Source organism: Candidatus Omnitrophota bacterium (assembly GCA_003598025.1).
Classification (GTDB): Bacteria; Omnitrophota; Gorgyraeia; order Gygaellales; family Profunditerraquicolaceae; genus Profunditerraquicola.
Genome location: QZKH01000003.1, coordinates 230,818 through 252,921, shown reverse-complemented (window position 1 = coordinate 252,921; position 22,104 = coordinate 230,818). Strand labels below are relative to the sequence as shown.

General features: G+C 41.5%; 21 protein-coding genes and 2 tRNA genes. All 23 read left to right on the top strand.

Translation table 11 applies throughout. The annotated features are described in order from the left end of the window. Window positions 1–717: a 1-(5-phosphoribosyl)-5-[(5-phosphoribosylamino)methylideneamino]imidazole-4-carboxamide isomerase gene (hisA, locus tag C4533_03750; GenBank protein RJP28917.1), complete on the top strand. Its 717-nt coding sequence runs from the start codon at window positions 1–3 to the stop codon at window positions 715–717. A 55-nt stretch (window positions 718–772) separates the two neighbouring features. Then, on the top strand, window positions 773–1,213 hold the full coding sequence (locus C4533_03745) for a hypothetical protein (protein ID RJP28916.1): 441 nt from the start codon (window positions 773–775) through the stop codon (window positions 1,211–1,213). A gap of 17 nt (window positions 1,214–1,230) precedes the next feature. Then, on the top strand, window positions 1,231–1,992 hold the full coding sequence (gene hisF / locus C4533_03740) for an imidazole glycerol phosphate synthase subunit HisF (protein ID RJP28915.1): 762 nt from the start codon (window positions 1,231–1,233) through the stop codon (window positions 1,990–1,992). After that, complete coding sequence (gene hisI / locus C4533_03735; protein RJP28914.1) at window positions 1,989–2,336, top strand: phosphoribosyl-AMP cyclohydrolase; 348 nt, start codon at window positions 1,989–1,991, stop codon at window positions 2,334–2,336. Before hisF ends, hisI begins: the two co-directional genes overlap by 4 nt. A gap of 98 nt (window positions 2,337–2,434) precedes the next feature. Then, window positions 2,435–3,922 (top strand): anthranilate synthase component I, encoded by a 1,488-nt coding sequence (gene trpE, locus C4533_03730; protein ID RJP28913.1) that lies wholly within the window; start codon window positions 2,435–2,437, stop codon window positions 3,920–3,922. A 15-nt stretch (window positions 3,923–3,937) separates the two neighbouring features. Further along, window positions 3,938–4,186: a 30S ribosomal protein S16 gene (locus C4533_03725; protein RJP28912.1), complete on the top strand. Its 249-nt coding sequence runs from the start codon at window positions 3,938–3,940 to the stop codon at window positions 4,184–4,186. After that, on the top strand, window positions 4,183–4,470 hold the full coding sequence (yajC, locus tag C4533_03720) for a preprotein translocase subunit YajC (protein ID RJP28911.1): 288 nt from the start codon (window positions 4,183–4,185) through the stop codon (window positions 4,468–4,470). The genes C4533_03725 and yajC overlap by 4 nt, the downstream gene beginning before the upstream one ends. Before the next feature lies 1 nt (window position 4,471). After that, window positions 4,472–6,676 carry a protein translocase subunit SecD gene (gene secD / locus C4533_03715; GenBank protein RJP28910.1) on the top strand — a complete coding sequence of 735 codons (2,205 nt, stop codon included), beginning with the start codon at window positions 4,472–4,474 and terminating at the stop codon, window positions 6,674–6,676. Window positions 6,677–6,681: 5 nt separating this feature from the next. Next, entirely contained in the window at window positions 6,682–8,622 is a 1,941-nt protein-coding gene (gene mfd / locus C4533_03710; GenBank protein RJP28909.1) for a transcription-repair coupling factor, read from the top strand. Then, complete coding sequence (locus C4533_03705; GenBank protein RJP28908.1) at window positions 8,600–9,517, top strand: hypothetical protein; 918 nt, start codon at window positions 8,600–8,602, stop codon at window positions 9,515–9,517. The genes mfd and C4533_03705 overlap by 23 nt, the downstream gene beginning before the upstream one ends. 1 nt (window position 9,518) lies before the next feature. After that, window positions 9,519–10,472 (top strand): 4-hydroxythreonine-4-phosphate dehydrogenase PdxA, encoded by a 954-nt coding sequence (gene pdxA / locus C4533_03700; GenBank protein RJP28907.1) that lies wholly within the window; start codon window positions 9,519–9,521, stop codon window positions 10,470–10,472. Continuing rightward, window positions 10,445–11,239, top strand: a complete 795-nt coding sequence (gene rsmA, locus C4533_03695; GenBank protein ID RJP28906.1) for a ribosomal RNA small subunit methyltransferase A — start codon at window positions 10,445–10,447, stop codon at window positions 11,237–11,239. The genes pdxA and rsmA overlap by 28 nt, the downstream gene beginning before the upstream one ends. Window positions 11,240–11,435: 196 nt before the next feature. Next, window positions 11,436–11,508, top strand: a tRNA-Thr gene (locus C4533_03690). Between the two features lie 27 nt (window positions 11,509–11,535). After that, on the top strand, window positions 11,536–11,685 hold the full coding sequence (gene rpmG / locus C4533_03685; protein RJP28905.1) for a 50S ribosomal protein L33: 150 nt from the start codon (window positions 11,536–11,538) through the stop codon (window positions 11,683–11,685). A gap of 68 nt (window positions 11,686–11,753) precedes the next feature. After that, window positions 11,754–11,824: transfer RNA gene (locus C4533_03680), tRNA-Trp, on the top strand. A gap of 63 nt (window positions 11,825–11,887) precedes the next feature. Beyond that, complete coding sequence (gene secE, locus C4533_03675; protein ID RJP28904.1) at window positions 11,888–12,079, top strand: preprotein translocase subunit SecE; 192 nt, start codon at window positions 11,888–11,890, stop codon at window positions 12,077–12,079. Then, window positions 12,076–12,603: a transcription termination/antitermination factor NusG gene (nusG, locus tag C4533_03670; protein ID RJP28903.1), complete on the top strand. Its 528-nt coding sequence runs from the start codon at window positions 12,076–12,078 to the stop codon at window positions 12,601–12,603. Before secE ends, nusG begins: the two co-directional genes overlap by 4 nt. Before the next feature lie 2 nt (window positions 12,604–12,605). Next, entirely contained in the window at window positions 12,606–13,031 is a 426-nt protein-coding gene (gene rplK / locus C4533_03665) for a 50S ribosomal protein L11 (GenBank protein ID RJP28902.1), read from the top strand. A gap of 2 nt (window positions 13,032–13,033) precedes the next feature. Continuing rightward, complete coding sequence (locus tag C4533_03660; GenBank protein ID RJP28901.1) at window positions 13,034–13,714, top strand: 50S ribosomal protein L1; 681 nt, start codon at window positions 13,034–13,036, stop codon at window positions 13,712–13,714. After that, complete coding sequence (locus C4533_03655) at window positions 13,711–14,235, top strand: 50S ribosomal protein L10 (protein ID RJP28900.1); 525 nt, start codon at window positions 13,711–13,713, stop codon at window positions 14,233–14,235. Before C4533_03660 ends, C4533_03655 begins: the two co-directional genes overlap by 4 nt. A gap of 14 nt (window positions 14,236–14,249) precedes the next feature. Further along, window positions 14,250–14,636: a 50S ribosomal protein L7/L12 gene (locus C4533_03650; GenBank protein RJP28899.1), complete on the top strand. Its 387-nt coding sequence runs from the start codon at window positions 14,250–14,252 to the stop codon at window positions 14,634–14,636. Window positions 14,637–14,667: 31 nt separating this feature from the next. Further along, window positions 14,668–18,072: a DNA-directed RNA polymerase subunit beta gene (gene rpoB / locus C4533_03645; GenBank protein RJP28898.1), complete on the top strand. Its 3,405-nt coding sequence runs from the start codon at window positions 14,668–14,670 to the stop codon at window positions 18,070–18,072. Then, complete coding sequence (rpoC, locus tag C4533_03640; protein ID RJP28897.1) at window positions 18,072–22,103, top strand: DNA-directed RNA polymerase subunit beta'; 4,032 nt, start codon at window positions 18,072–18,074, stop codon at window positions 22,101–22,103. The genes rpoB and rpoC overlap by 1 nt, the downstream gene beginning before the upstream one ends. Window position 22,104: the final 1 nt, after the last annotated feature.

Genomic DNA, 22,104 nt, shown 5'->3' with positions numbered 1-22,104 from the left:
ATGTTAATTATACCCGCTATAGATATAATGCAGGGTAAGGTTGTGCGCCTGGTGCAGGGTAAGACCGGTAAAACGGTCTACTCATCAGACCCTGTGATGACTGCTAAGCATTGGCAGAGGCAGGGAGCAAAGCTTTTGCATCTCGTTGATTTAGACGGAGCGATAAAAGGGAAAATGCAAAATTTTAGATATGTTCAAGAAATCGCCAGGGCAGTAAGCATACCTGTTGAATTTGGCGGTGGCATAAGGACCCAGGCTGATATAAAACGCCTTCTTGATGCCGGGATTTACAGGGTGGTTTTAGGCACAAGGGCCATCGAGGCAAAATTCCTTGAAAAAGTTTTGAAAAAATATAAGGACAGGGTAATTGTAAGCGTTGATGCAAGGCAGGATTCTGTTTTGATAAAAGGATGGAAAAAGGGCGCTGCAAGAGTCAGCGTTGATAAGCTTTTAAAATCCCTTAAAAAGAGTGGATTAAAAGAAATAATTTTTACTGATGTGAATATGGATGGGACTCTCAAAGGGCCTAATATTAAGAAATTGAAGCAGCTATTAAAAACACACAGGATTAGGATTATCGCTTCCGGAGGGGTTTCCTGTTTACAGGATTTAATGCGCCTCAAGATGCTGGAGAAGGATGGCTTAAGCGGCGTAATTATTGGTAAGGCACTTTATGAAGCTAAATTTACCTTGCCTGAAGCTGCTAAGTATTCATAGGTATAAACGAATTTGCCTTTGCATGTGAAAGCAAGGCTAATAAAAGGAGGGTGATGTGGTAAAAAGGGCCATAGTTATCGTGCTTGTGTTTTCAGTATTGCTTTTACAGGGGTGCGCCACGGCAGCCAAAAAGAAAGATTTGGAAATCCAATCATTAAGAAACGAACTTTCTGCTTTAAACTCGCAGCTTCAGATTAAACAGGAAGAAGTAGACTCGCTTAAAAGTGAACTAAATGCTTTGAATGCCCGGAATGAAATGATGGCGGCTAAGCCCGGCAGAATATCTGAAGTAAAATCCAGGCCGAATGTAAGGCAAATACAGTTAGCCCTTAAGAACGCCGGTTACAATCCTGGCAAAATTGACGGAAGATTGGGAAGGCAGACTAAAGATGCCATAAGGGCTTTTCAGCGCGATAATAATATTCCGGCTGACGGCAGAGTCGGTAAAGTTACCTGGAAGCTGTTAGGAAGATACCTTAGCGTAAAGATGAAATAAGGCTAACAAAAAATAAGATGCTTACAAAAAGAATAATACCCTGCCTGGATATTAAAGAGGGTAGGGTAGTTAAAGGAATAAAATTTCTCGGGCTTAAAGATGCGGGTGACCCGGTAGAGGTTGCTAAGGTCTATGATAAGCAGCAGGCTGATGAATTAGTTTTTCTGGACATCACGGCAAGTTTTGAAAAAAGAAAAACAATGATTGAGCTTGTTGAAAAGATTGCCGAGAATGTATTTATGCCTTTTACTGTTGGTGGAGGCATAGCTACCTCCGATGATATTAAGGACCTGCTTAATGCAGGAGCTGATAAGGTATCTATAAATACGGCTGCAGTAAAATATCCCGAGTTGATTAAAGAATCATCTGCAAAGTTCGGAAGCCAGTGTATAGTAGTGGCTATCGACGCAAAGAGATCATCCGATGGCAAAAAATGGGAAGTCTATATAAACGGGGGCAGGACACCGGCTGGCCTTGACGCCATAGAATGGGCTAAAAATGCTTATAGGCTTGGTGCCGGAGAAATTCTTTTGACAAGTATGGATTATGATGGTACAAAAGATGGCTACGATATCGAGCTTACAAATAGGATAAGCGAGGCTGTTAATATCCCCGTTATCGCTTCCGGCGGAGCGGGGAAATTGGAGGATTTTTACGAAGTTTTTGATAAAGGAAAGGCAGATGCTGCTTTGGCGGCATCGATTTTCCACTATCAGGAGTTTACGGTAAAGCAAGTCAAGGAATACTTAAAGGAGAGGAATATACCGGTAAGGCTATGAAAAAAGAGAAAAAAGTCAGTATTAAAGATTTGAAATTTGATAGTAACGGCCTTATTCCTGTCATTATCCAGGATTATAAGGATAATGCCGTGCTTATGCTTGCTTATATGAATAAAGAGTCTATTAAACGCACCCTGAAGCTTAAAAAGACTTGTTTTTGGTCGCGTTCCAGGAAAGAGTATTGGGTAAAAGGCATGACTTCAGGCCATTTTCAGTTTGTTAAGAGTATTTATTATGATTGCGATATGGATACCTTATTGATCAAGGTAAAACAGGTAGGTGTTGCCTGCCATACCGGCAAAAGAAGCTGTTTCTTTAGAAAAATTAAGCTGCTCGGGCTTTAACCCGAAATTTTTTGGAGCGAAATACTGAACGCTCAAACTTCATCCGCACCCTGAAATGTGCGGTTTTATGGACTCGAACGAATAAAATAATTTAAAAGATGATCTATCCTGATTATAAACAATTTCTAAAATATGCTAAGAAGGGCAATGTTATTCCTGTGTTTAAGGAGATAAACGCTGATTTAGATACTCCTGTTTCAGCATTTCTAAGGATACAAGAGGATAAATATTCATTCCTCCTTGAATCGGTAGAAGGCCAGGAGAAGATAGCCAGGTTTTCATTCCTGGGGACAAAACCCCATATGATTTTTTCTAATAGGGATAAAGAAATAAAAATCATTAAGCCGTCAATGGGTAAGATCAAGTCTTATGTTACCTCGAAGGGGTCGCTTGAAGAGCTTGAAGGTATTATGCGTGACTTCCACCCGGTTGAAGTCAACGGACTGCCGAGGTTTTACGGAGGTTTTATAGGATACCTTTCCTATGATACCGTCAGATTTATTGAAGACATTCCCGATAAAAACAAAGATGACCTTAACCTGCCGGATTCGGTGTTTATGCTTACCAAAAGCTTGCTGGTCTTTGACCATCTTAAGCACAAAATCAAGATCATATCTATTTGTTATTTACCCCGAATAAGTTCTGCCAAAAATAATAATTATGTTAAAAAACTGTATTCTCAAGCTGTTGAAGAGATCAATCACTTAGAGATGAAATTTAAGAAAATCATGCCTGTTTCTGGTCCCCTGGAGCGTAAGCCGTATAAAATCACATTAAGATCTAATTTTACTAAAGACGGGTTCATGAATATTATCAAGAAAGCCAAAGAATATATACATAAAGGCGATATTATTCAAGTTGTCCTCTCGCAAAGATTGAAGATAAAAATTAACAAAAATTCTTTTGACATTTACAGGAAACTGCGTAGTATTAACCCATCCGCGTATATGTTTTACCTAAAAATGGATAAGTTCAGCCTGATAGGCTCTTCTCCGGAAATGCTGGTTCGTTGCGAGGATGGCTTTGCTCAGACCAGGCCTATCGCCGGTACCAGGCCGCGGGGCAGGGATGAATCTCAGGATAAAAAAATGGAGTCCGAACTTTTAAATGACGCTAAAGAGCGTTCAGAGCATATAATGCTTGTGGATTTAGGCAGGAATGATTTAGGCAGGGTTTGCCAGGCTGGCAAGGTAAAAGTCTCAGAATTTATGACTATTGAAAGATACTCTCACGTGATGCATATTGTTTCGGAAGTAAGCGGATACCTTAAGAGGGGCAAGTCAAGTTTTGATGCTCTCAAGGCATGTTTTCCGGCTGGTACCGTTTCGGGAAGCCCTAAGGTCAGGGCAATGCAGATAATTGATGAGCTTGAAAATGTAAGGCGCGGGCCGTATGCTGGTTGTATCGGGTATTTTTCTTTTTCCGGGAATATGGACACCTGCATAACAATAAGGACTATAGTTTTAAAGGATGGATACGCTTATATCCAGGCTGGAGCCGGTATAGTCGCCGATTCTTTACCTCAGAAAGAGTACAATGAGTCATTGAATAAAGCAAGGGCGTTAGTGGAAGCGATTAATAATTAGAAAGGAGAAACAAAAATGGCAGTTCGTATCAGGTTAAGAAGGATAGGAAAGAATCCAAAGGGAAAACCCCATTTCAGGGTCAGTGTTTTTGAAGAAACGACAGCCCGCGATGGCAGGTTTATCGAAGAGCTAGGTTTTTATGATCCTTCGAGCGGTAAGTTGGACATAAAGGCAGACAAATTCGAATCTTGGGTCAAAAACGGGGCTCAGCCTTCTGATACCCTAAAAAGCTTATTTAAGAAGCTGAAAAAAGGAGGAAAATGATGCCTCAGGCACAAGCAGTAAGTCCGATAACAAATTTAATACCGTTAATCTTAATATTTGCTATTTTTTATTTTTTGATCATACGGCCGCAAAAGGCTAAAGAGAAAGAACACCAGAAATTATTAGAGGCACTGAATAAGAATGACGAAGTAGTTACTACCGGCGGCGTTCACGGCACGATAGTTAACGTCAAGGAAAAATCTGTAATCTTGCGTATTGATGATAATGCCAAAATGGAAGTAGAGAAGAATTGTATAGCTTACATTAAAAAGAAAGCTTCTTAAAATGGATAATAAACTGTTGGTCAAGTCGGTATTTATTACTGCTATCCTTGTAATTTGTTTATTTTTTGCTTTTCCTCTTGATAAAAGGATTAACTTAGGCCTGGATTTAAAAGGCGGTATGCACTTAGTCCTTAAAGTTGACACCAGCCATTTATCCAAGGAAACAAAAGAGGATGCCAGGGATAGGGCTTTAGAGGTAATAAGAAACAGGATAGACCAGTTTGGGGTGCGCGAGCCTTCTATACAGAAACAGGGCGAGGATGAGATAGTTGTCCAACTGCCAGGAGTCACCGATAGAGACAGGGCTATAGATCTAATCGGCAAAACTGCTTTATTGGAATTTAAAATGGTCTCTGATGACCAGGTTAAGCTTAAAGCAGCATTAGAGGGTAATATCCCTGAGGAATATGAGCTTAAGTATATTGAAGATGAAAACGTACCTGTATTGGTTGAGAAAAAAACTGTTTTGACCGGAGATGCATTGGTTAATGCTGCTGTGCGTTTTAACCAAAGCGAATTTAACCAGCCTGTAGTAGAAATTACTTTCAGTAATGAGGGGGCAAGGAAGTTTGCAGAAATAACCGCAAATAATATTGGAAGGATGCTGGCAATAGTACTGGATGGAAAAGTGCAGTCTGCTCCCAGGATCAAAGAAGCAATTCCTTCTGGCCAGGCGATGATTACAGGCAGGTTCACTGCTGATCAGGCTAAGGATTTATCTATCGTCCTTAAGGTTGGCGCTCTTCCCGCACCTATGTATATAGAAGAAGAAAGGACTGTTGGTCCGCTCCTGGGCCAGGATTCGATTAATAAGGGCATAAAAGCCAGTATAATCGGAGGTGGCTTTGTTTTTGTTTTCATGGCAGTATACTATCTTTTCGCCGGCTTAATAGCAAATATCGCTTTTATATTTAACCTTATAATAATTTTGGGTGGCTTGGCCATGCTGCCTGTCCTTCTTAATGTTTCTGCAACTTTAACTCTTCCCGGGATCGCTGGTATCGCCCTCTCTCTGGGTATGGCAATTGATGCCAATGTCCTGATTAATGAAAGGATCAGGGAGGAATTAAGCGCAGGAAAACATATCAGGAATGCTGTGGCAAGCGGTTATCACAAGGCGTTTAGCGCAATACTGGATTCGAATCTTACTACATTAATAGCTGCATTTTTGCTCTTTCAGTTTGGAACAGGCCCGATCAGAGGTTTTGCGGTTACTCTTACAATAGGTATTATTGCAAGTATGTTTACGGCAATAGTTGTCACCAGGACGATATTGGAGTGGCTGATGAAATTTAATATTTTGAAAAATCTGCCTATGCTTAAACTTATAGGCCAGCCTAAATTTGATTTTATATCAAAAAGAAGGATATTTTACGCTGTATCCTTAATAATAATTATTGTTGGTTTATTCCTATTTTTTAAAAAGGGCCAGATTGTTTATGGGATAGATTTTGCAGGGGGGCAGCTTCAGGAATACAAATTTAGCGATTCGCCGGATATAGATAAAATAAGGGGATTGCTTAAGGATATGAATTTAGGAGATGCGCAGATACAGCAATTTAAAGACGACCCGAGATTAGTCTTGATCAGGACAGGCGCAGATGAAAGCAAGATCCTGACCGAAAAACTTCAGTCTGTTTTTGCAGGTTCTGATGTGCAGCTCATGCGTGTCGAAAAAGTCGGCCCTGCTGCCGGAAAATTGTTAAGGGGTAAAGCAATATCAGCACTGGTATGGTCATTGTTAGGCATACTTGTTTATGTTGCATTCCGCTTTAGGCATTTTAATTTCGCAGCTGCTGGAGTAATAGCACTATTGCATGACGTGGCTGTAGCCTTGGTATTCCTGATTTTTACCGGCAGGCAGATCGATCTTTTATCGATTACCGCATTTCTGACAATAGCCGGCTATTCAATAAACGATACCATAGTTATTTACGATAGGGTAAGAGAGAATGGGCGCTTGTTGAATAAAATGAGCCTGTATGAATTAATAAATATCAGCGTAAACCAGACTCTCTCCAGGACTATTTTGACCAGCGGGGTAACGCTTCTTATGGTTTTAGCTATATATTTTTACGGCGGAGAGATCTTAAGTAACTTTGCGTTTACGTTGTTAGTCGGTTTTATTTCCGGCGTATATTCTACGATTTTTATTGCTTCACCTTTGGTTCTTGCCTGGAGTAAAAGAAGTAAAAGTAAAAAATAGATCTGATGTTTAAATCTTTGAAGTTATGCGTTGGAGAGTATGCAGACTTTGCCAGGATTGAGTCTGTCCTGGTGGATTTTGGATATCACAAAGCGCAAAACTGCAGTACCGAAGGCCATTTTTCCCGCCGTGGCAGCATCCTCGATGTATATCCATTTAGCTTTGAATTACCGGTAAGGATTAATATTGAATTGGATAGCATTTCATTTATCAAAGCTTTTAACCCTGATAACGGAGAGTTGCTTTGGGACCACCAGATCATCATAATACTTCCGGTAAAGCGAGTAAGCGAATTTAAAACCAGGGTATTTAACGAGGATTTTCCTGTATCCAGCTTTGTGGACCTTAATGTAGGCGATTACGTGGTACACAATGAGTATGGTATAGGCAGGTTCCTGGGGCTTGAGAAAATTAAAGGCGACAAAGACAAGCGCAGCCATATAGTCATTGAATACGACCGGCAGGAAAAGCTTTTTGTCCCCATAGAAAAAATGCACCTTGTCCAGAAATATATTACTTTTGCTTCAAAAAGGCCGAGGTTGTATAGGTTAGGCAGCAAAGAATGGCAGAGGGTAAAAAACAGGGCAAAGAAAGGGATTCAAAAGCTTGCCTGGGAATTATTATCTTTAGAAGCAATGAGGCTAAGTGTGAAGGGATTTCAATTCCTTGCCGATTCTGATTTACAGAGGGAGTTTGAATCAGGGTTTCCATATAAAGAGACCCCCGGCCAGATAAAAGCAATGCAGGAAGTGAAATCCGACATGGAATCTTCTCGTGTCATGGACCGGTTATTATGCGGGGATGTAGGCTATGGCAAGACTGAAGTTGCCTTAAGGGCTGCTTTTAAGGCTGTTGTAAGCGGTAAGCAGGTAGCCTATCTTGCTCCTACAACCATACTTGTAGAGCAGTTGTATCAGAACATTTACTCAAGGCTTAAAGATATGCCTGTTAATGTAGATATGCTTTCAAGGTTCAGGACAAAAAGCAGGCAGAAAGATATAATCAGGGAATTGGCCAAAGGTAATGTTGATATTGTTATCGGTACGCACAGGCTGCTATCAGATGATATAAAATTTAGAGATTTGGGGTTGGTGATAATTGATGAAGAGCAGAGATTTGGCGTAAAGGCTAAGCAAAAGCTTAAATCTTTAAGGTTATCATGTGATGTTTTGACTTTGACTGCCACTCCGATACCCAGGACTCTTTATATGAGCCTGATGGGTGCAAAGGATCTCTCTATTATTAACACCCCGCCCCAAAATAGGTTGCCAATAAGGACATCTGTGGTAGAATATGATACCGATTTGATAAAGCAGGCGGTCATGAAAGAACTGTCAAGGGGCGGCCAGGTTTATTTTGTGCATAACCGGGTTTATGACATTGACCAGCTTGAAGAAAGCTTGGCTAAAATTTTACCTCCATCAGTCAATATCGCTGTAGCGCATGGCCAAATGCCAGCATCCATACTTGAAGACGTTATGCTTAGATTCCTGAATGGCCAGGTGGATGTATTGCTCTGCACCATGATAATCGAGTCGGGGATCGATATCCCCAATGTAAATACGATTATCGTAAACAACGCGCATACCTTTGGGCTGTCTGACCTTCATCAGTTAAGAGGAAGGGTGGGGAGATTTGATAAGCCGGCATATGCGTATTTTTTAATACCTAAAAATGAAATAATTGAAAGCCAGGCAGCCAAAAGGCTTTCAGCTTTAGAAGAACACTCTTATATAGGCGCAGGGTTCAAGATAGCTATGGAGGATCTTGAGCTTAGGGGCGCGGGCAACCTTCTGGGGGCACAGCAGCACGGTTTTATTGATACAATAGGATTTGACCTTTACTGCAGGCTCTTAAGGGAAGCTATCGGCAATTTTAAAAAAATACTATTAAACGGAAAAAGGTCTTTTGATCAGGGAAAATATGAGAATGAAAAACCTAATTAAGTTTTTGTGCGGAATTTTAACTTTTATTTTTTTGTTGAATACAAACTTGCTATTTGCCCAGGACAAGATCGTTGCAATAGTGAATAACGAGGCAATAACACAAAAGGATATGGGTGAATTTGTTAATTTTATGAAGGCGCAATACTTCCAGGATAAAAATGAACTTGAGGCTGAGAAACATATAGAATCTATAAAAGGCGATCTTTTGGATAAGCTGATTGACGACAGGCTTATACTTCAGGAAGCCAAAAACGAGAATATAACTATCGATGACATGCGTGTAAAGTCCAGGATTGACGACATTAGAAGACGCTATGGTTCAAGCAGGGATTTAGATAGCGACCTTATGCGGCGCGGGCTCACCTTAGCAGATGTAGAAAAAAGGATAAGGGAGCAGATGCTTATGAGGGCGATTATTGAAAGGAAGGTAAAGGATAAAATAGTTATAAGGCCTTCAGAGGTAACCTCGTTTTATGAAAATAATCCGGAAGATTTTAATATGCCTGCTCAAAAAGAATTCAAGGCTCTAGTTATAAGCGGCAAAGAGCTGGCTAATAAAATCTACGGCGAGGCTAAAGATGGGAAGAGTTTTGAGGATCTTTCAAAAGAATATTCCATAAGGATCAACAAATTTTTATGGGTTAAAGAAGGTGAATTAAAACCCGAAGTCGAAACTGCGATTTCCAGACTGAATAAAGGAGGCCTTTCCAGGCCGGTTAAGATAGCCGAATCGTATTACATCTTTTTATTTTATGATCTTTTCCCTCCAAAGAAGATAAGCCTTGAAGATTCTCGCGACAGCATATATTCCTATCTTTTTGAGAAGAAGATGGCTGAGAAAATCGAGGAATGGATCAGCGACCTTAAGAAAAAATCTTATATTAAAATATTCTAATATGTTAAGAATTGGCATAACCATGGGAGACCCCTCAGGGGTAGGGCCCGAAATAATTTTAAAGGCCCTTAATTCATTTTCCGGCAAAGCTAAGTTTCGAATAGTTGGCGACGCATGGGTGCTGGCTAAAATAGGTAAGTTGGCGCAAGGTCAGTATCCAAATACGGATTTTTATGACCTCGCTAATGTTAAAAGAAGGAGTTTTAAGTTTGGCAAGCCATCTCTTGATAATGCCCGGTGTTCTGTAGAGTACCTGGATTTTGCATTGGGTTTGTTAAAAAATGGCCAGCTTGACTGTTTGGTAACCGCACCGGTTTCAAAAGAGTGGATCAATAGCTGCGGGATCAAATGGAGAGGGCATACGGAATATATCGCCGAAAAATTTCAATGTAAGGATTTTGCAATGATGCTTTTAAACGGAAAAATGAAATTTATATTGGCAACCAGGCATATACCCCTGGCGTCTGTTTCTAAGGCGCTTAATGCCGGGATGTTGTTTAAACTGGTTTCCCATGCCGTTATTTCTCTGAAGACACTTTTCGGTATAAACAGGCCCAGGCTCGTTATATGCGCTTTAAACCCTCATGCTTCAGACAATGGCGTAATCGGCAGCGAAGAAAATAATATAATCAAACCAGCGGTAATGAAATTGAAAAGGAAATTCAGGCATAATTGTATAGATTTGCTTCCTGCTGATATAGCTATTTATAAGCATTATCGCGGCTATTATGATTGCGCAATAGCCTTATATCACGACCAATCTCTTATTGCCCTGAAGCTGACAGATGATTTTAATTCCGGTGTTAATCTTACCCTCGGGCTTGGTTTCGTCAGGACGTCGCCCCTGCACGGGACTGCTTTTGATATTGCCGGGACCAATAGGGCCAGCCACCTTAGTTTCCTTGAGGCAATAAATACTGCTATACGATGCACGATAAACCTAAAAAAAAGTTAGGCCAGAATTTTCTTGTTAATCAAGGCATTCGCAAAAAAATTATCCAGGCATGCTCTTTTTCGCCTGATGATATCGTAATCGAGATAGGCGCTGGGCAGGGTCAGATGACAGGCTTGATAAGCGATATGGTAAAAAAGGTGTTTGCTTTCGAAATTGATCAAGACCTGGTAAAAGTCCTAGAGGACAAATTTAAGGGGAAAAAGAACATTGACATAATAAACAAAGATTTTTTAAAAGCCGACCTCGATACTATTATAGGTAAATTAGGTCGGAGGGTTAAAGTCTTCGGAAATATACCTTATTACATCACTACCCCGATAATCGAGAAATTGATTTTAAGCCGTAAGCTTATATCTTATTTATATATAACTGCGCAGAAGGAATTCTGTGACCGCGTCGTTGCAAAACCAGGCTCTAAGGTATATGGGCGTTTAAGTTGTTTTGTGCAATATTTTGCTGAAGCCAAAGAACTCTTTAAAATATCAAAGGGTTCATTTTATCCTGTTCCCAAAATAGACTCCGCATTCTTAAGTATTAAGTTCAGGGGAGAACCAGGCCTTGCGCCTGAACAGGAAATGACGTTTTTAAAGTTAATTGAAGCAGCTTTTGGGCAGCGTAGAAAAAAAATTAAGAATACCGTAAAAAATATTATCTTTCCTGAAGACCTTCTTAGGTTTAGCACGGATTATTCTGTCAGCCTTGAACTTCGGCCGGAAGCGCTTACAGTGGAAGATTTTAAGAACCTTGCAAGATACAAAAAAAGTTAAAAAAAAAGTTGACAAATCAGCAAATATACTATATACTTCATTCTTTACATAAATCCTAACATTAACATTTCGTAGGAAATCCCAAGATTTACATTAAGAAAAGTAAAGAATTTTACAATTCTTTAATGGGGTGGTTTTTGTTTTTGTATATATTATTATATATTATTATAGAGAAGCCTGTGATTTGCGCAGTCGCGCTGGAGTAGCTCAGTTGGTAGAGCACGTCCTTGGTAAGGACGGGGTCACGGGTTCAATTCCCGTCTCCAGCTTTTAAGCGGGAAAAGAAGAAAAAGAATATGAGAGAGATAATTACTTTAGAATGTTCCGTGTGTAAGAATAAAAACTACACTGTTAAAAAAAACAAGAAGCTGCATCAGGAAAAGCTGGAAACTAAGAAGTTTTGCAGATTTTGTCATAAGCACGTTGCACATAAAGAAATTAAGTAGCATTTGAAAATTTATTTGTGAATAAAGGAGCGTCGGTTAATGGCATCCCGCACTTAAAAAAAGTTTATAGGGGTGTCGGTTAACGGCAAACCACTGGTCTCCAAAACCAGGACTGGGGGTTCGATTCCCTCCACCCCTGTTGTTTGTGCCAGAGTAAAAAGTGCGGGATGATTCCTGCCGCTCCAGCTTTAACCAGGATAAAATGAGCATCATATCAAAACCAGCAAATTTTTTAAGAGAAGTTAAACAAGAGCTATTGAAGGTTTCCTGGCCGACCAGGCAGGAACTCGTTGGTTCGACATTCGTCGTCATTGGAGTTACCGGTATCCTGGCTTTATATATCGGCCTCATTGATTTGTTTCTTTCTCATATGCTAAACATATTATTCAAATGATGAATTGGTACGTTGTACATACACAGACTGGTTTAGAGGATAAAGTTAAGATTGCTTTGGAACACAGGATATCTGTGATGGGCCTGCAGGGAGCAATTGGCAAAATAATAATCCCTACCGAACAGGTTTCCGAGATCCGCTCAGGCAAAAAGAAAATATCCCAAAGAAAATTTTTCCCCGGCTATATACTGGTTGAAATGGATTTAAATGAAAATTCATACCTTCTCATAAAAGGAACTCCCGGAGTAACAGGCTTCATAGGTTTAGGCAAAAAACCCATGCCCCTGCCTAAAGAGGAAGTAGATAATATTCTAAAAAGAACTCAAGATACACAAGCAAAACCAAGCCCCAAGGTTGTTTTTGAATCTGGTGAACAGGTCAGAGTAACCGAGGGGCCTTTTGTTAATTTTAACGGTACCATAGAAGAGGTGCATCCTGAGAAAGGAAAGCTGAAAGTAAGCGTCTCTATCTTTGGCAGGGCTACGCCAGTAGAATTAGAATATTGGCAGGTGGAGAAGATATAACTATGGCAAAAAAAATTGTCGCACAGATAAAATTACATGTTCCTGCAGGAGCAGCTAATCCGGCGCCACCGGTAGGGCCGGCACTCGGCCAGCACGGTGTAAACATCATGCAATTCTGCAAGCAGTTCAATGAGCAGACAAAAGGCAGGGAAGGGTTGATCCTTCCGGCTGTAATATCCGTCTATGAAGATAAAAGTTTTACTTTTATAATCAAGACACCCCCGTCTTCGGTGTTATTGAAACGCGCGGCAAACCTGGCAAAAGCATCCGGCCAGGCAGGGAGAGAGAAAATCGGAACGGTTACCCGAAAGCAGGTAGAAGAGATCGCTAAACAAAAAGTCAAGGATTTAAATACCGGTGATTTAGAGGCAGCAATAAAGATCGTTGCCGGTACTGCCAGAAGCATGGGCATATCAATAGAAGGTTAACTATGAAAAACCACAGCAAAAGATATAATGAGGTCAGCAAAAACGTAGAGAGTGCAAAAACCTATTCATTGAAAGAAGCGGTTTCTTTGGCTAAAAAGATATCTAACCTTAAGTTTGACAGTTCAGTTGACCTGCATTTTAAATTGAATATTGACCCCAAGAAGACAGACCAGCTTGTAAGGGGCACAGTTGCTCTACCTCATGGCACAGGTAAGAAGATACGAGTTGCTGTTTTTTGCAAAGGCGAGCATGAGAAAATTGCCAAAGAAGCGCAGGCTGATTATGTTGGTGGATTGGATTTGATTGAAAAGGTTTCCGGAGGCTTTCTTGATTTTGAATGTGCTATTTCGACCCCTGAGATGATGAAAGACCTAAGCAAGCTCGGCAAGGTGCTTGGGCCCAGAGGCCTGATGCCAAGCCCTAAAACCGGTACGGTCACCAACGATATCGCAAAAGCAATAAGTGACGTAAAAAAAGGTAAGATTGAGTTTCGTGTTGATAAACAGGGTGGTATTCATGTATCTGTAGGAAGAGCTTCTTTTGATGAGCCAAAGCTTTACGAAAACGCATTAAAGACCATAGAAGCTATTACAGAGGCAAAACCATCTTCAGTTAAGGGCAAGTTTATCAGCAGCCTTTATCTTTCATCAACAATGAGCCCGGGTTTAAGGATTGAAATATGAAAAAAATAGGTTTAATAATTAAAGAAGCATCTGAGAGCCGTATTAAAAACAGTCTCAAGGATAATAATAGTTTTATAATCATTAAATATGCAAAGATTAAAAGCCCTGATATGTCTCAATTGAGGCAGTCGCTTAAGAATGCTAAGGCGGATTTGTTTGTTGTAAAAAACACCGTGGCTCGCAGAGTGCTTAAGTCAACTGAATATGAATCTTTGACAGGTTTTGTGGATGGGCCGTGCGGGTTTATCTTTCTTAAGGAAGAACCTGTCAGCGCTTCAAAAGTTCTTTATGAGTTTTTAAAGGATCATCAGGACCTAAAGCTTGAAGGCGGGTTTTTAAAGGACAGGGTTTTGACTTCCAAGGATATTGAGTCCCTGGCTAAACTTCCAAGTGCGGATGTACTGAGGGCAAAAGTAGTCTACAGCTTGAAATCGCCGATTTCTGGTTTAGTTATGGTTTTATCGGGTACACTACGCAAGCTAGTAGTTTGTTTAGATCAAATTAAAAATAAGAAAGGTTAAAAGGAGGAAAAGAAATGAGCGCAAAGGCAGAAGAACTGATTAAATCAATTGAAGGCATGACAGTTTTGGAATTGGCTGATTTAGTTAAGGCACTCGAAGAAAAATTCGGTGTACAGGCTAATATGCCTATGATGGCTGCAATGCCTGCGGCTGGTGGTGCACAGGCTGGCCAGGCTGCACAGGAGGAAAAGAGTGCTTTTACCGTAGTTTTGGCTAGTGCTGGTTCAAACAAGATCGCAGTGATTAAGGAAGTCCGCGCGATGACCAACCTGGGTTTAAAAGAAGCCAAGGACTTAGTCGATGGTGCTCCAAAACCGATAAAAGAAGGTGTTGCTAAGGACGAAGCTGCGGAGATGAAGAAAAAGTTGGAAGCTGCTGGTGCAACGGTTGAATTAAAATAAGTTAAACAAAATAATCTGAAGGTAGCTAAATATGGCCAAAAGAAAGAATTTCGGTAAGCTGAAAGAAGTCTATAATCTGCCTAACCTGCTGGATGTGCAGATGGAGTCTTACAAAGAATTTCTTCAAATGGATCAGCCCGTTGATCAGCGCAGAAACCGCGGTCTTCAGGAGATATTTGAAGAAGTATTTCCTATTGAGAGTCAGGACAGGTCAGTTAAGCTTGAATTTATCAGCTATACACTGGGTAAGCCTAAATACGATGTATTGGAATCAAAAAGGCGCTCATTGACATACGCTGCCCCGTTAAAAGCAAAATTCAGGTTGATGACACCGCAAGACACAAAAGAGCAGGATGCATATTTTGGCGAGATCCCATTGATGACTGATACAGGTACTTTTATAATCAACGGCGATGAGCGTGTTGTGGTCAGCCAGTTACAGCGTTCCCCGGGTGTTTCCTTTGAAGAGGAGGCCCACCCTACGGGCAAGAAAATATTTTATGGCCGTATTATCCCGTATAGAGGCGCCTGGCTTGAATTCAAGTATGATTTATCTGAGACCGTGATTGCCTATGTTGACAGGCGAAGAAATTTCCCCGCAACCCAGCTATTGAGGATTTTAGGTTTCTCTCAGGATTCCGATATAATTTCTGCTTTTGGTAAAGAATATCCGGAGATCGCCAACACCCTTAAAAAAGACATAACCAAAAATAAAGAAGAAGCTTATCTGGATTTTTATCATAAAATGAGGCCTACTGAGCCTGTTACTAAGGAGGCTGCTGAGGCTTTATTTTTCAGATTGTTCTTTGACCCAACCAGGTATGATTTAGAAAGAGCCGGGAGGTTTATCCTGAACAGAAAGCTGGCAATGGATGTGTCTCTTGAGAAACGCATCCTTGATTCGGCGACTGTTATCAGAGTAATTGAATATTTGATCAATCTTAAAGACGGGCAGGGTAAAATCGACGATATAGACCATTTGGGTAACAGAAGAGTAAAAACAGTGGGCGAGCTGGTGCAGAACCAGGTCCGTATCGGAATGTCCAGGGTTGAGCGTTCGGTAAGGGAAAGGCTGAGCATCCTTGGTGACCTGAGCAATTTGAGCGTGCATTACCTTATAAATTCAAAATTACTCTCTAACCAGATAAGGGATTTCTTCGCAAGAAGCCAGCTTTCACAATTCATGGATCAGGTTAACCCGCTTGCAGAGATGACTCATAAAAGGCGTTTAAGCGCATTAGGCCCGGGAGGGTTGTCCCGCGAGCGCGCAGGATTTGAGGTAAGAGACGTTCATCCTTCGCATTATGGAAGAATCTGTCCGATTGAGACCCCTGAAGGACCGAATATCGGTCTTATCTCTTCTCTTAGTACTTATGTGCGGGTCAATGAATTAGGTTTGCTTGAGACTCCATATAGAAAAGTCGAAAATGGAAGAGTAACTAAGAAGATAGAATATTTAACTGCCGATATTGAAGAAGATAAAGTTATAGCGCAGGCAAACGCGCCTGTTGATTCCGAAGGCAGCTTTATTGGTAAAGAGATTTCCTGCCGTTTTAAAGGCGATTTCCCCAAGGTTGACCCAAAGGATATAGAATATATGGATGTATCGCCTAAGCAGCTTGTTTCAGTAGCCGCTTCATTGATACCTTTCTTAGAGCATGATGACGCTAACCGAGCATTGATGGGGTCAAATATGCAGAGGCAGGCAGTGCCTTTAATGGTTACTGAATCCCCGCTTGTAGGTACTTTCATGGAAGAAAAAGTCGCCAGAGACAGCGGTACCGTTGTTTTGGCTGAAAATTCCGGTAAAGTAATACAGGTGGACGCAAGCTCTATTACTATAGGTAAGAGGACATACCATTTGAATAAATTCCTGAGGACTAATGCCGACACATGTTTAAATCAGAGGCCTTTAGTCAAGCCCGGGCAGTATGTTGAGTCCGGAGATATAATTGCAGATGGTTCCGGGACGAAGAATGGCGAGCTTGCGCTAGGCAAGAATGTCCTGGTAGCCTTTATGCCCTGGAGAGGATATAATTTTGAAGACGCTATTCTGGTAAGTGAAAGAATTGTCAAGGATGATGTCCTCACGTCAGTCCATGTTGAAGAATTTGAAATAGAGGCCACCGAAACAAGGCTTGGTAATGAAGAAATAACCAGGGATATACCTAATGTAAGTGAAGAAGCGCTTAAGGACTTGGATGAGGACGGTATTATACGCATTGGAGCTGAGGTGACTCCCGGTGATATATTAGTAGGGAAAGTTACCCCTAAGACTGAATCCGAACTTTCCCCGGAGGAGAGGTTGTTACGGGCGATCTTCGGCGAAAAAGCTTCCGATGTAAGGGATACTTCTTTAACCGTCCCTCCCGGCGTTGAAGGTGTGGTCGTAAACGTAAACATCTTTCAGCGTAAAGACAGAGGCAGGAAGAGTAAAGAAGAAAAAAGTAAAGAACTGGCGAAGATCAGGGAGATAAAAGCTTATTATAAACAAGAAATAGAGTTTCTGCAGACTGAAAAAATATCCAGGCTTAGCCAGTTATTAGGCGTAGATAAATCAAAGATTGAAAAGATAGATCTGAATGAAAATGAGGAAGCTAAGATATTATCCGTTTCTTTCGATGAGCAGATACAGGATATGCTAAATGAACAGGAACAGGAGATTGAAAAGGTCAAGAGGGGAGATGAATTGCCCGCTGGAGTTTTAAAAAGGGTGGTTGTCTATATAGCAACAAAACGTAAACTGGCCGAAGGCGATAAGCTTGCCGGTAGGCACGGTAATAAGGGTGTTGTTGCAAGAATCGTTCCTGACGAGGATATGCCTTTTATGCCTGATGGCAGGACCGTTGATATAGTTTTAAATCCTTTAGGTGTGCCTTCAAGAATGAATGTCGGCCAGATTTTGGAGACGCATCTTGGCTGGGCGGCAAAAATCCTGAATTTATCAATCGGATGCCCGGTTTTTGATAGTATCACCGAGTCAGAAATAAAAGAGCTTCTTAAGGAAGCTGAGCTTCCCGAAGAAGGAAAGATCACGCTGTATGACGGCTACACTGGTGAACCTTTTGACCATAAGATTACTGTTGGCTACATTTACATGATGAAGTTGATCCATCTTGTTGACGAAAAGATCCATGCCCGTTCTATCGGGCCTTATTCATTGGTTACACAACAGCCGCTTGGCGGGAAGGCCCAGTTTGGTGGACAGAGGCTGGGTGAAATGGAAGTCTGGGCGCTGGAGGCTTATGGGGCAGCATATACATTACAGGAGATGCTTACGGTAAAAAGTGACGATGTTTCAGGAAGGACCAGGATTTATGAAGCCATAGTCAAAGGCGAACAAAGATTAAGCCACGGTACTCCTGAATCGTTTAATGTCTTGATTAAAGAATTGCAGGCGCTCTGCCTGGATATGAGAATGGAAAAGGTGAAATAATGGAAGAAACAGTTGCTTTTGATAATATATCTATAAGGATAGCTTCGCCTCAGATAATAAAGGCGTGGTCTAAGGGTGAAGTTAAAAAAGCGGAAACTGTAAACTACAGGACTTTAAAACCCGAAAAAGATGGTTTGTTCTGCGAGAAGATTTTTGGCCCGGTGAGAGACTGGGAATGTAACTGCGGTAAATATAAAGGTATTAAATTCAAAGGCATAACCTGTGATAGATGCGGTGTTACCGTTGATAAGTCCTCAGTCAGGCGCGAGCGCATGGGGCATATCGAACTTGCAGCTTCGGTGACCCATATTTGGTTTTTTAAGGCCGTTCCAAGCCGCCTTGCTGCTTTACTGGACATGACCTTAAGAGATATTGAAAAGGTCATATATTATGAAGAATATGTTGTTATTGACCCTGGCTCAAGCCCGTTAAAGAAAAGAGAGCTTCTTACTGAAGACAAATACCAGGAAGCATTGGCTAAATATAATTCTGATTTCAAAGCGAAGATCGGTGCCGAAGCAATAAAGGAATTATTGAAGGAGATTGATGTTGATGACTATTGCCGAAAACTGCGCCGTGAGTTAGAAAAATCAAAAGAAACCGTTTCCAACCGTAAATCCATTAAGGTACTCAAAATAATCGAAGATTTCAAGAAGTCCGGGAATAAACCAGAGTACCTTATCCTGGATATAATACCAGTAATCCCTCCGGATTTAAGGCCATTGGTGCCGTTAGATGGAGGAAGATTTGCCACATCTGACCTTAATGATCTCTACAGGAGGGTCATCAATAGGAACAACCGTTTAAAGAAATTGATGGAGCTTAATGCTCCCGAGATAATCATCCGTAACGAAAAAAGGATGCTTCAGGAGGCTGTTGATGCGCTGTTGGATAATGGCAGGCATGGCCGTCCGGTCATGGCAGCGAATAACAGGCCGCTAAAATCGCTGTCTGATATGCTTAAGGGCAAACAGGGCAGATTCAGGCAGAACCTTTTAGGTAAAAGAGTAGATTATTCAGGCAGGTCAGTTATCGTTGTCGGCCCTAATTTAAAACTTCATCAGTGCGGCCTTCCTAAACAGATGGCGCTGGAATTATTCGAACCTTTTATTATAAAGAAGTTACGGGAAAAAGGGTTTGTGCACACAATAAAAGGCGCAAGAAGAATGGTTGAACGCGGCAAGATTGAGGTATGGGACATGCTTGATGAGGTAATCCGTGACCATCCGGTGCTTCTTAACAGAGCCCCTACTTTGCATAGGTTAAGTATACAGGCATTCCAGCCTGTTTTGATTGAGGGTAAATCCATTAAAATACACCCTCTGGTTTGTACTGCCTTTAACGCTGATTTTGACGGCGACCAGATGGCAGTGCATGTGCCGTTGTCTTTAGAGGCGCAGCTTGAGGCAAAAATACTCATGCTGTCTATTAATAACATATTTTCACCTGCAGACGGAAGGCCGATCCTTACTCCTACTCAGGATATAATCCTGGGTTCTTCTTATATCTCGAAAGAAAAGAGCGGAGCAAAGGGCGAAAATAAAATATTTTCTGACTGCGATGAAGTAGTCGTTGCCTTCAACGACAAAGCGATAGACCTGCATGCAAAAATTAAAGTCAGGATAGACAGCTCGTTTGACCTTAGCGAAAAGAAATTGATCAATGAAAAGCAGCTGGTTACAACTACGGTTGGCAGGGTTTTATTTAACAGGGCGCTGCCGGAAGGTTTTGGTTTTGTGAATAAGGAGCTTAAAAAGGGCACAGTCGGCGACATCGTTGCTGAATGCTATAAGAGATTCGGCCATCAGAGGACTGTGCAGCTGCTTGACGATTTAAAAGAACTTGGTTTTGAATTCGCTACTGTCGGGGGCATATCTATAGGTATAAATGATTTATATATACCGAAAGCAAAAGACGTGGTGCTTAAAGAGGCAAAGGCGGAAGTGGCAAAAGTGGAAGATCAATACCATAAAGGTATAATCACAGACAGGGAAAGATATAATAAGGTAATTGATATCTGGACACATGCCACTGACAAGGTCTCCGACTTGTTATTTAAGGAGATGGAGCCTTTTAACCCCATATTTATGATGGCTGATTCCGGAGCAAGAGGTTCAAGGCTTCAGGTCAGGCAGCTTGCCGGTATGCGCGGCCTCATGGCTAAACCATCAGGCGAAATCATCGAAAGCCCTATTACTGCAAATTTCAGGGAAGGCCTTACCGTTTTGGAGTACTTTATTTCGACTCACGGCGCAAGAAAAGGTTTGGCAGATACTGCTTTAAAGACAGCTGACGCCGGATATCTAACCAGAAGGTTAGTGGATGTCGCCCAGGACGTAATAGTTACCGAGCCTGATTGCGGGACCTTAAACGGTATAACCGTCTCAGCTATAATCGAGGGCGACGAAGTCGTAGTTTCTCTTAAGGATAGGATTGTGGGCAGGGTCGCGTTGGATAATATCGTCGATATTATAACCGATGAAGTTATTGTCGAGCAGGGCAGCCAGATTACGGAAGAAAAAGCAGATATGATAGAGCGGCTCGGTATTGAAAAGATACGTATAAGAAGCGTGCTTACATGCGAATCGGGCAAAGGCGTGTGTACTAAATGCTATGGGCGTAACCTTGCTACGGGCAGGATAGTTGAGATAGGCGAATCCGTAGGTATTATTGCGGCCCAGAGCATAGGTGAGCCGGGTACACAGTTGACAATGAGGACATTCCATATTGGTGGTACGGCTTCAAGAATAGTCGCCCAATCGTTTATTAAATCTAAGAACAAGGGTTTTGTTAAATACCATAGTTTAAGATGCGCTACAAAGAATAAAGAATATATTGTCTTAAACAGAAATGGTTATGTAAGTATAAATGATAAAGACGGCAGGGAATTAGAGCGTTATCCGGTGCCCCAGGGCGCTTTTATCAACATTAAGGACGGGGAAACGGTAAACGAAAATATTTCCTTTGTGCGTTGGGATCCTTATACCTTGCCTATTCTGACAGAAGTGGGCGGGACAGTGATGTTCGAGGACCTGAAAGAAAACACTACTGTAAGGGAAGAATTAAACCCTGTAACTAAATTGACTGAAAGAGTAGTTGTCGAGCATAAAGCTGAATATCATCCGCAGATATTGATCCTGGATCAGAGCAAGGAAGTCGCCGGGATCTATCCTATACCGATAGGCGCGCATATCATAGTGAAAGACGGCCAGAAGGTTGATGGCGGCGATATGTTAGCCAAGATCCCCAGATTACTTGCTAAAACAAGGGATATCACCGGCGGTTTGCCAAGAGTGGCTGAGCTTTTTGAAGCAAGAAGGCCGAAAGACCCTGCCGTAATAAGTGAAATCGACGGCTTTGTCGAATTCGGTGAGACTAAAAAAGGCCAGAGAATAATCGTGGTGAAATCCTCTACCGGCATGGCCAGGGAATATGTAATACCTCATGGTAAACATCCCAATGTTTATAAGGGCGATAAAGTTATCGCGGGCCAGCAGTTGACCGACGGGCCAGTTGTCCTGCAGGATATCTTAAGAGTATGCGGCGATAAAGTTTTACAGGAGTATCTTGTTAATGAGGTCCAGGAAGTTTACAGGCTGCAGGGTGTCCGCATAAATGACAAGCATATTGAGTTAATAATAAAACAAATGCTGAAGAAAGTAAAAATTGAAGAATCCGGGGATACGGAATTCCTGCCCGGCCAACAGGTCGATAAATGGAACTTCCAGAAAGAAAATAACCGGGTATCAAAAAAGGACGGCAAAGCAGCATCCGCTACTCCGTTATTGCTTGGTATAACCAAAGCATCCTTAACCACAGAAAGCTTTATTTCAGCGGCAAGCTTCCAGGAGACAACCAGGGTTCTTACCGATGCTGCTGCTTCAGGAAAGAAAGATGATTTATTCGGCCTGAAAGAAAATGTAATTGTGGGCCATCTTATCCCTGCAGGCACGGGGTTCCGCCAGCACAGGGAGATAGAGGTTGTTAAATTCGCGGATAAAACAGAAGATAAAGAGGAAAAAAAGGATTAAT

Coding starts and splice junctions, on each gene's coding strand:
- hisA (RJP28917.1), top strand. CDS start 1: ATGTTAATTATACCCGCTATAGATATAATGCAGGGTAAGGTTGTGCGC.
- hisF (RJP28915.1), top strand. CDS start 1,231: ATGCTTACAAAAAGAATAATACCCTGCCTGGATATTAAAGAGGGTAGG.
- hisI (RJP28914.1), top strand. CDS start 1,989: ATGAAAAAAGAGAAAAAAGTCAGTATTAAAGATTTGAAATTTGATAGT.
- trpE (RJP28913.1), top strand. CDS start 2,435: ATGATCTATCCTGATTATAAACAATTTCTAAAATATGCTAAGAAGGGC.
- C4533_03725 (RJP28912.1), top strand. CDS start 3,938: ATGGCAGTTCGTATCAGGTTAAGAAGGATAGGAAAGAATCCAAAGGGA.
- yajC (RJP28911.1), top strand. CDS start 4,183: ATGATGCCTCAGGCACAAGCAGTAAGTCCGATAACAAATTTAATACCG.
- secD (RJP28910.1), top strand. CDS start 4,472: ATGGATAATAAACTGTTGGTCAAGTCGGTATTTATTACTGCTATCCTT.
- mfd (RJP28909.1), top strand. CDS start 6,682: ATGTTTAAATCTTTGAAGTTATGCGTTGGAGAGTATGCAGACTTTGCC.
- C4533_03705 (RJP28908.1), top strand. CDS start 8,600: ATGAGAATGAAAAACCTAATTAAGTTTTTGTGCGGAATTTTAACTTTT.
- pdxA (RJP28907.1), top strand. CDS start 9,519: ATGTTAAGAATTGGCATAACCATGGGAGACCCCTCAGGGGTAGGGCCC.
- rsmA (RJP28906.1), top strand. CDS start 10,445: ATGCACGATAAACCTAAAAAAAAGTTAGGCCAGAATTTTCTTGTTAAT.
- rpmG (RJP28905.1), top strand. CDS start 11,536: ATGAGAGAGATAATTACTTTAGAATGTTCCGTGTGTAAGAATAAAAAC.
- secE (RJP28904.1), top strand. CDS start 11,888: ATGAGCATCATATCAAAACCAGCAAATTTTTTAAGAGAAGTTAAACAA.
- nusG (RJP28903.1), top strand. CDS start 12,076: ATGATGAATTGGTACGTTGTACATACACAGACTGGTTTAGAGGATAAA.
- rplK (RJP28902.1), top strand. CDS start 12,606: ATGGCAAAAAAAATTGTCGCACAGATAAAATTACATGTTCCTGCAGGA.
- C4533_03660 (RJP28901.1), top strand. CDS start 13,034: ATGAAAAACCACAGCAAAAGATATAATGAGGTCAGCAAAAACGTAGAG.
- C4533_03655 (RJP28900.1), top strand. CDS start 13,711: ATGAAAAAAATAGGTTTAATAATTAAAGAAGCATCTGAGAGCCGTATT.
- C4533_03650 (RJP28899.1), top strand. CDS start 14,250: ATGAGCGCAAAGGCAGAAGAACTGATTAAATCAATTGAAGGCATGACA.
- rpoB (RJP28898.1), top strand. CDS start 14,668: ATGGCCAAAAGAAAGAATTTCGGTAAGCTGAAAGAAGTCTATAATCTG.
- rpoC (RJP28897.1), top strand. CDS start 18,072: ATGGAAGAAACAGTTGCTTTTGATAATATATCTATAAGGATAGCTTCG.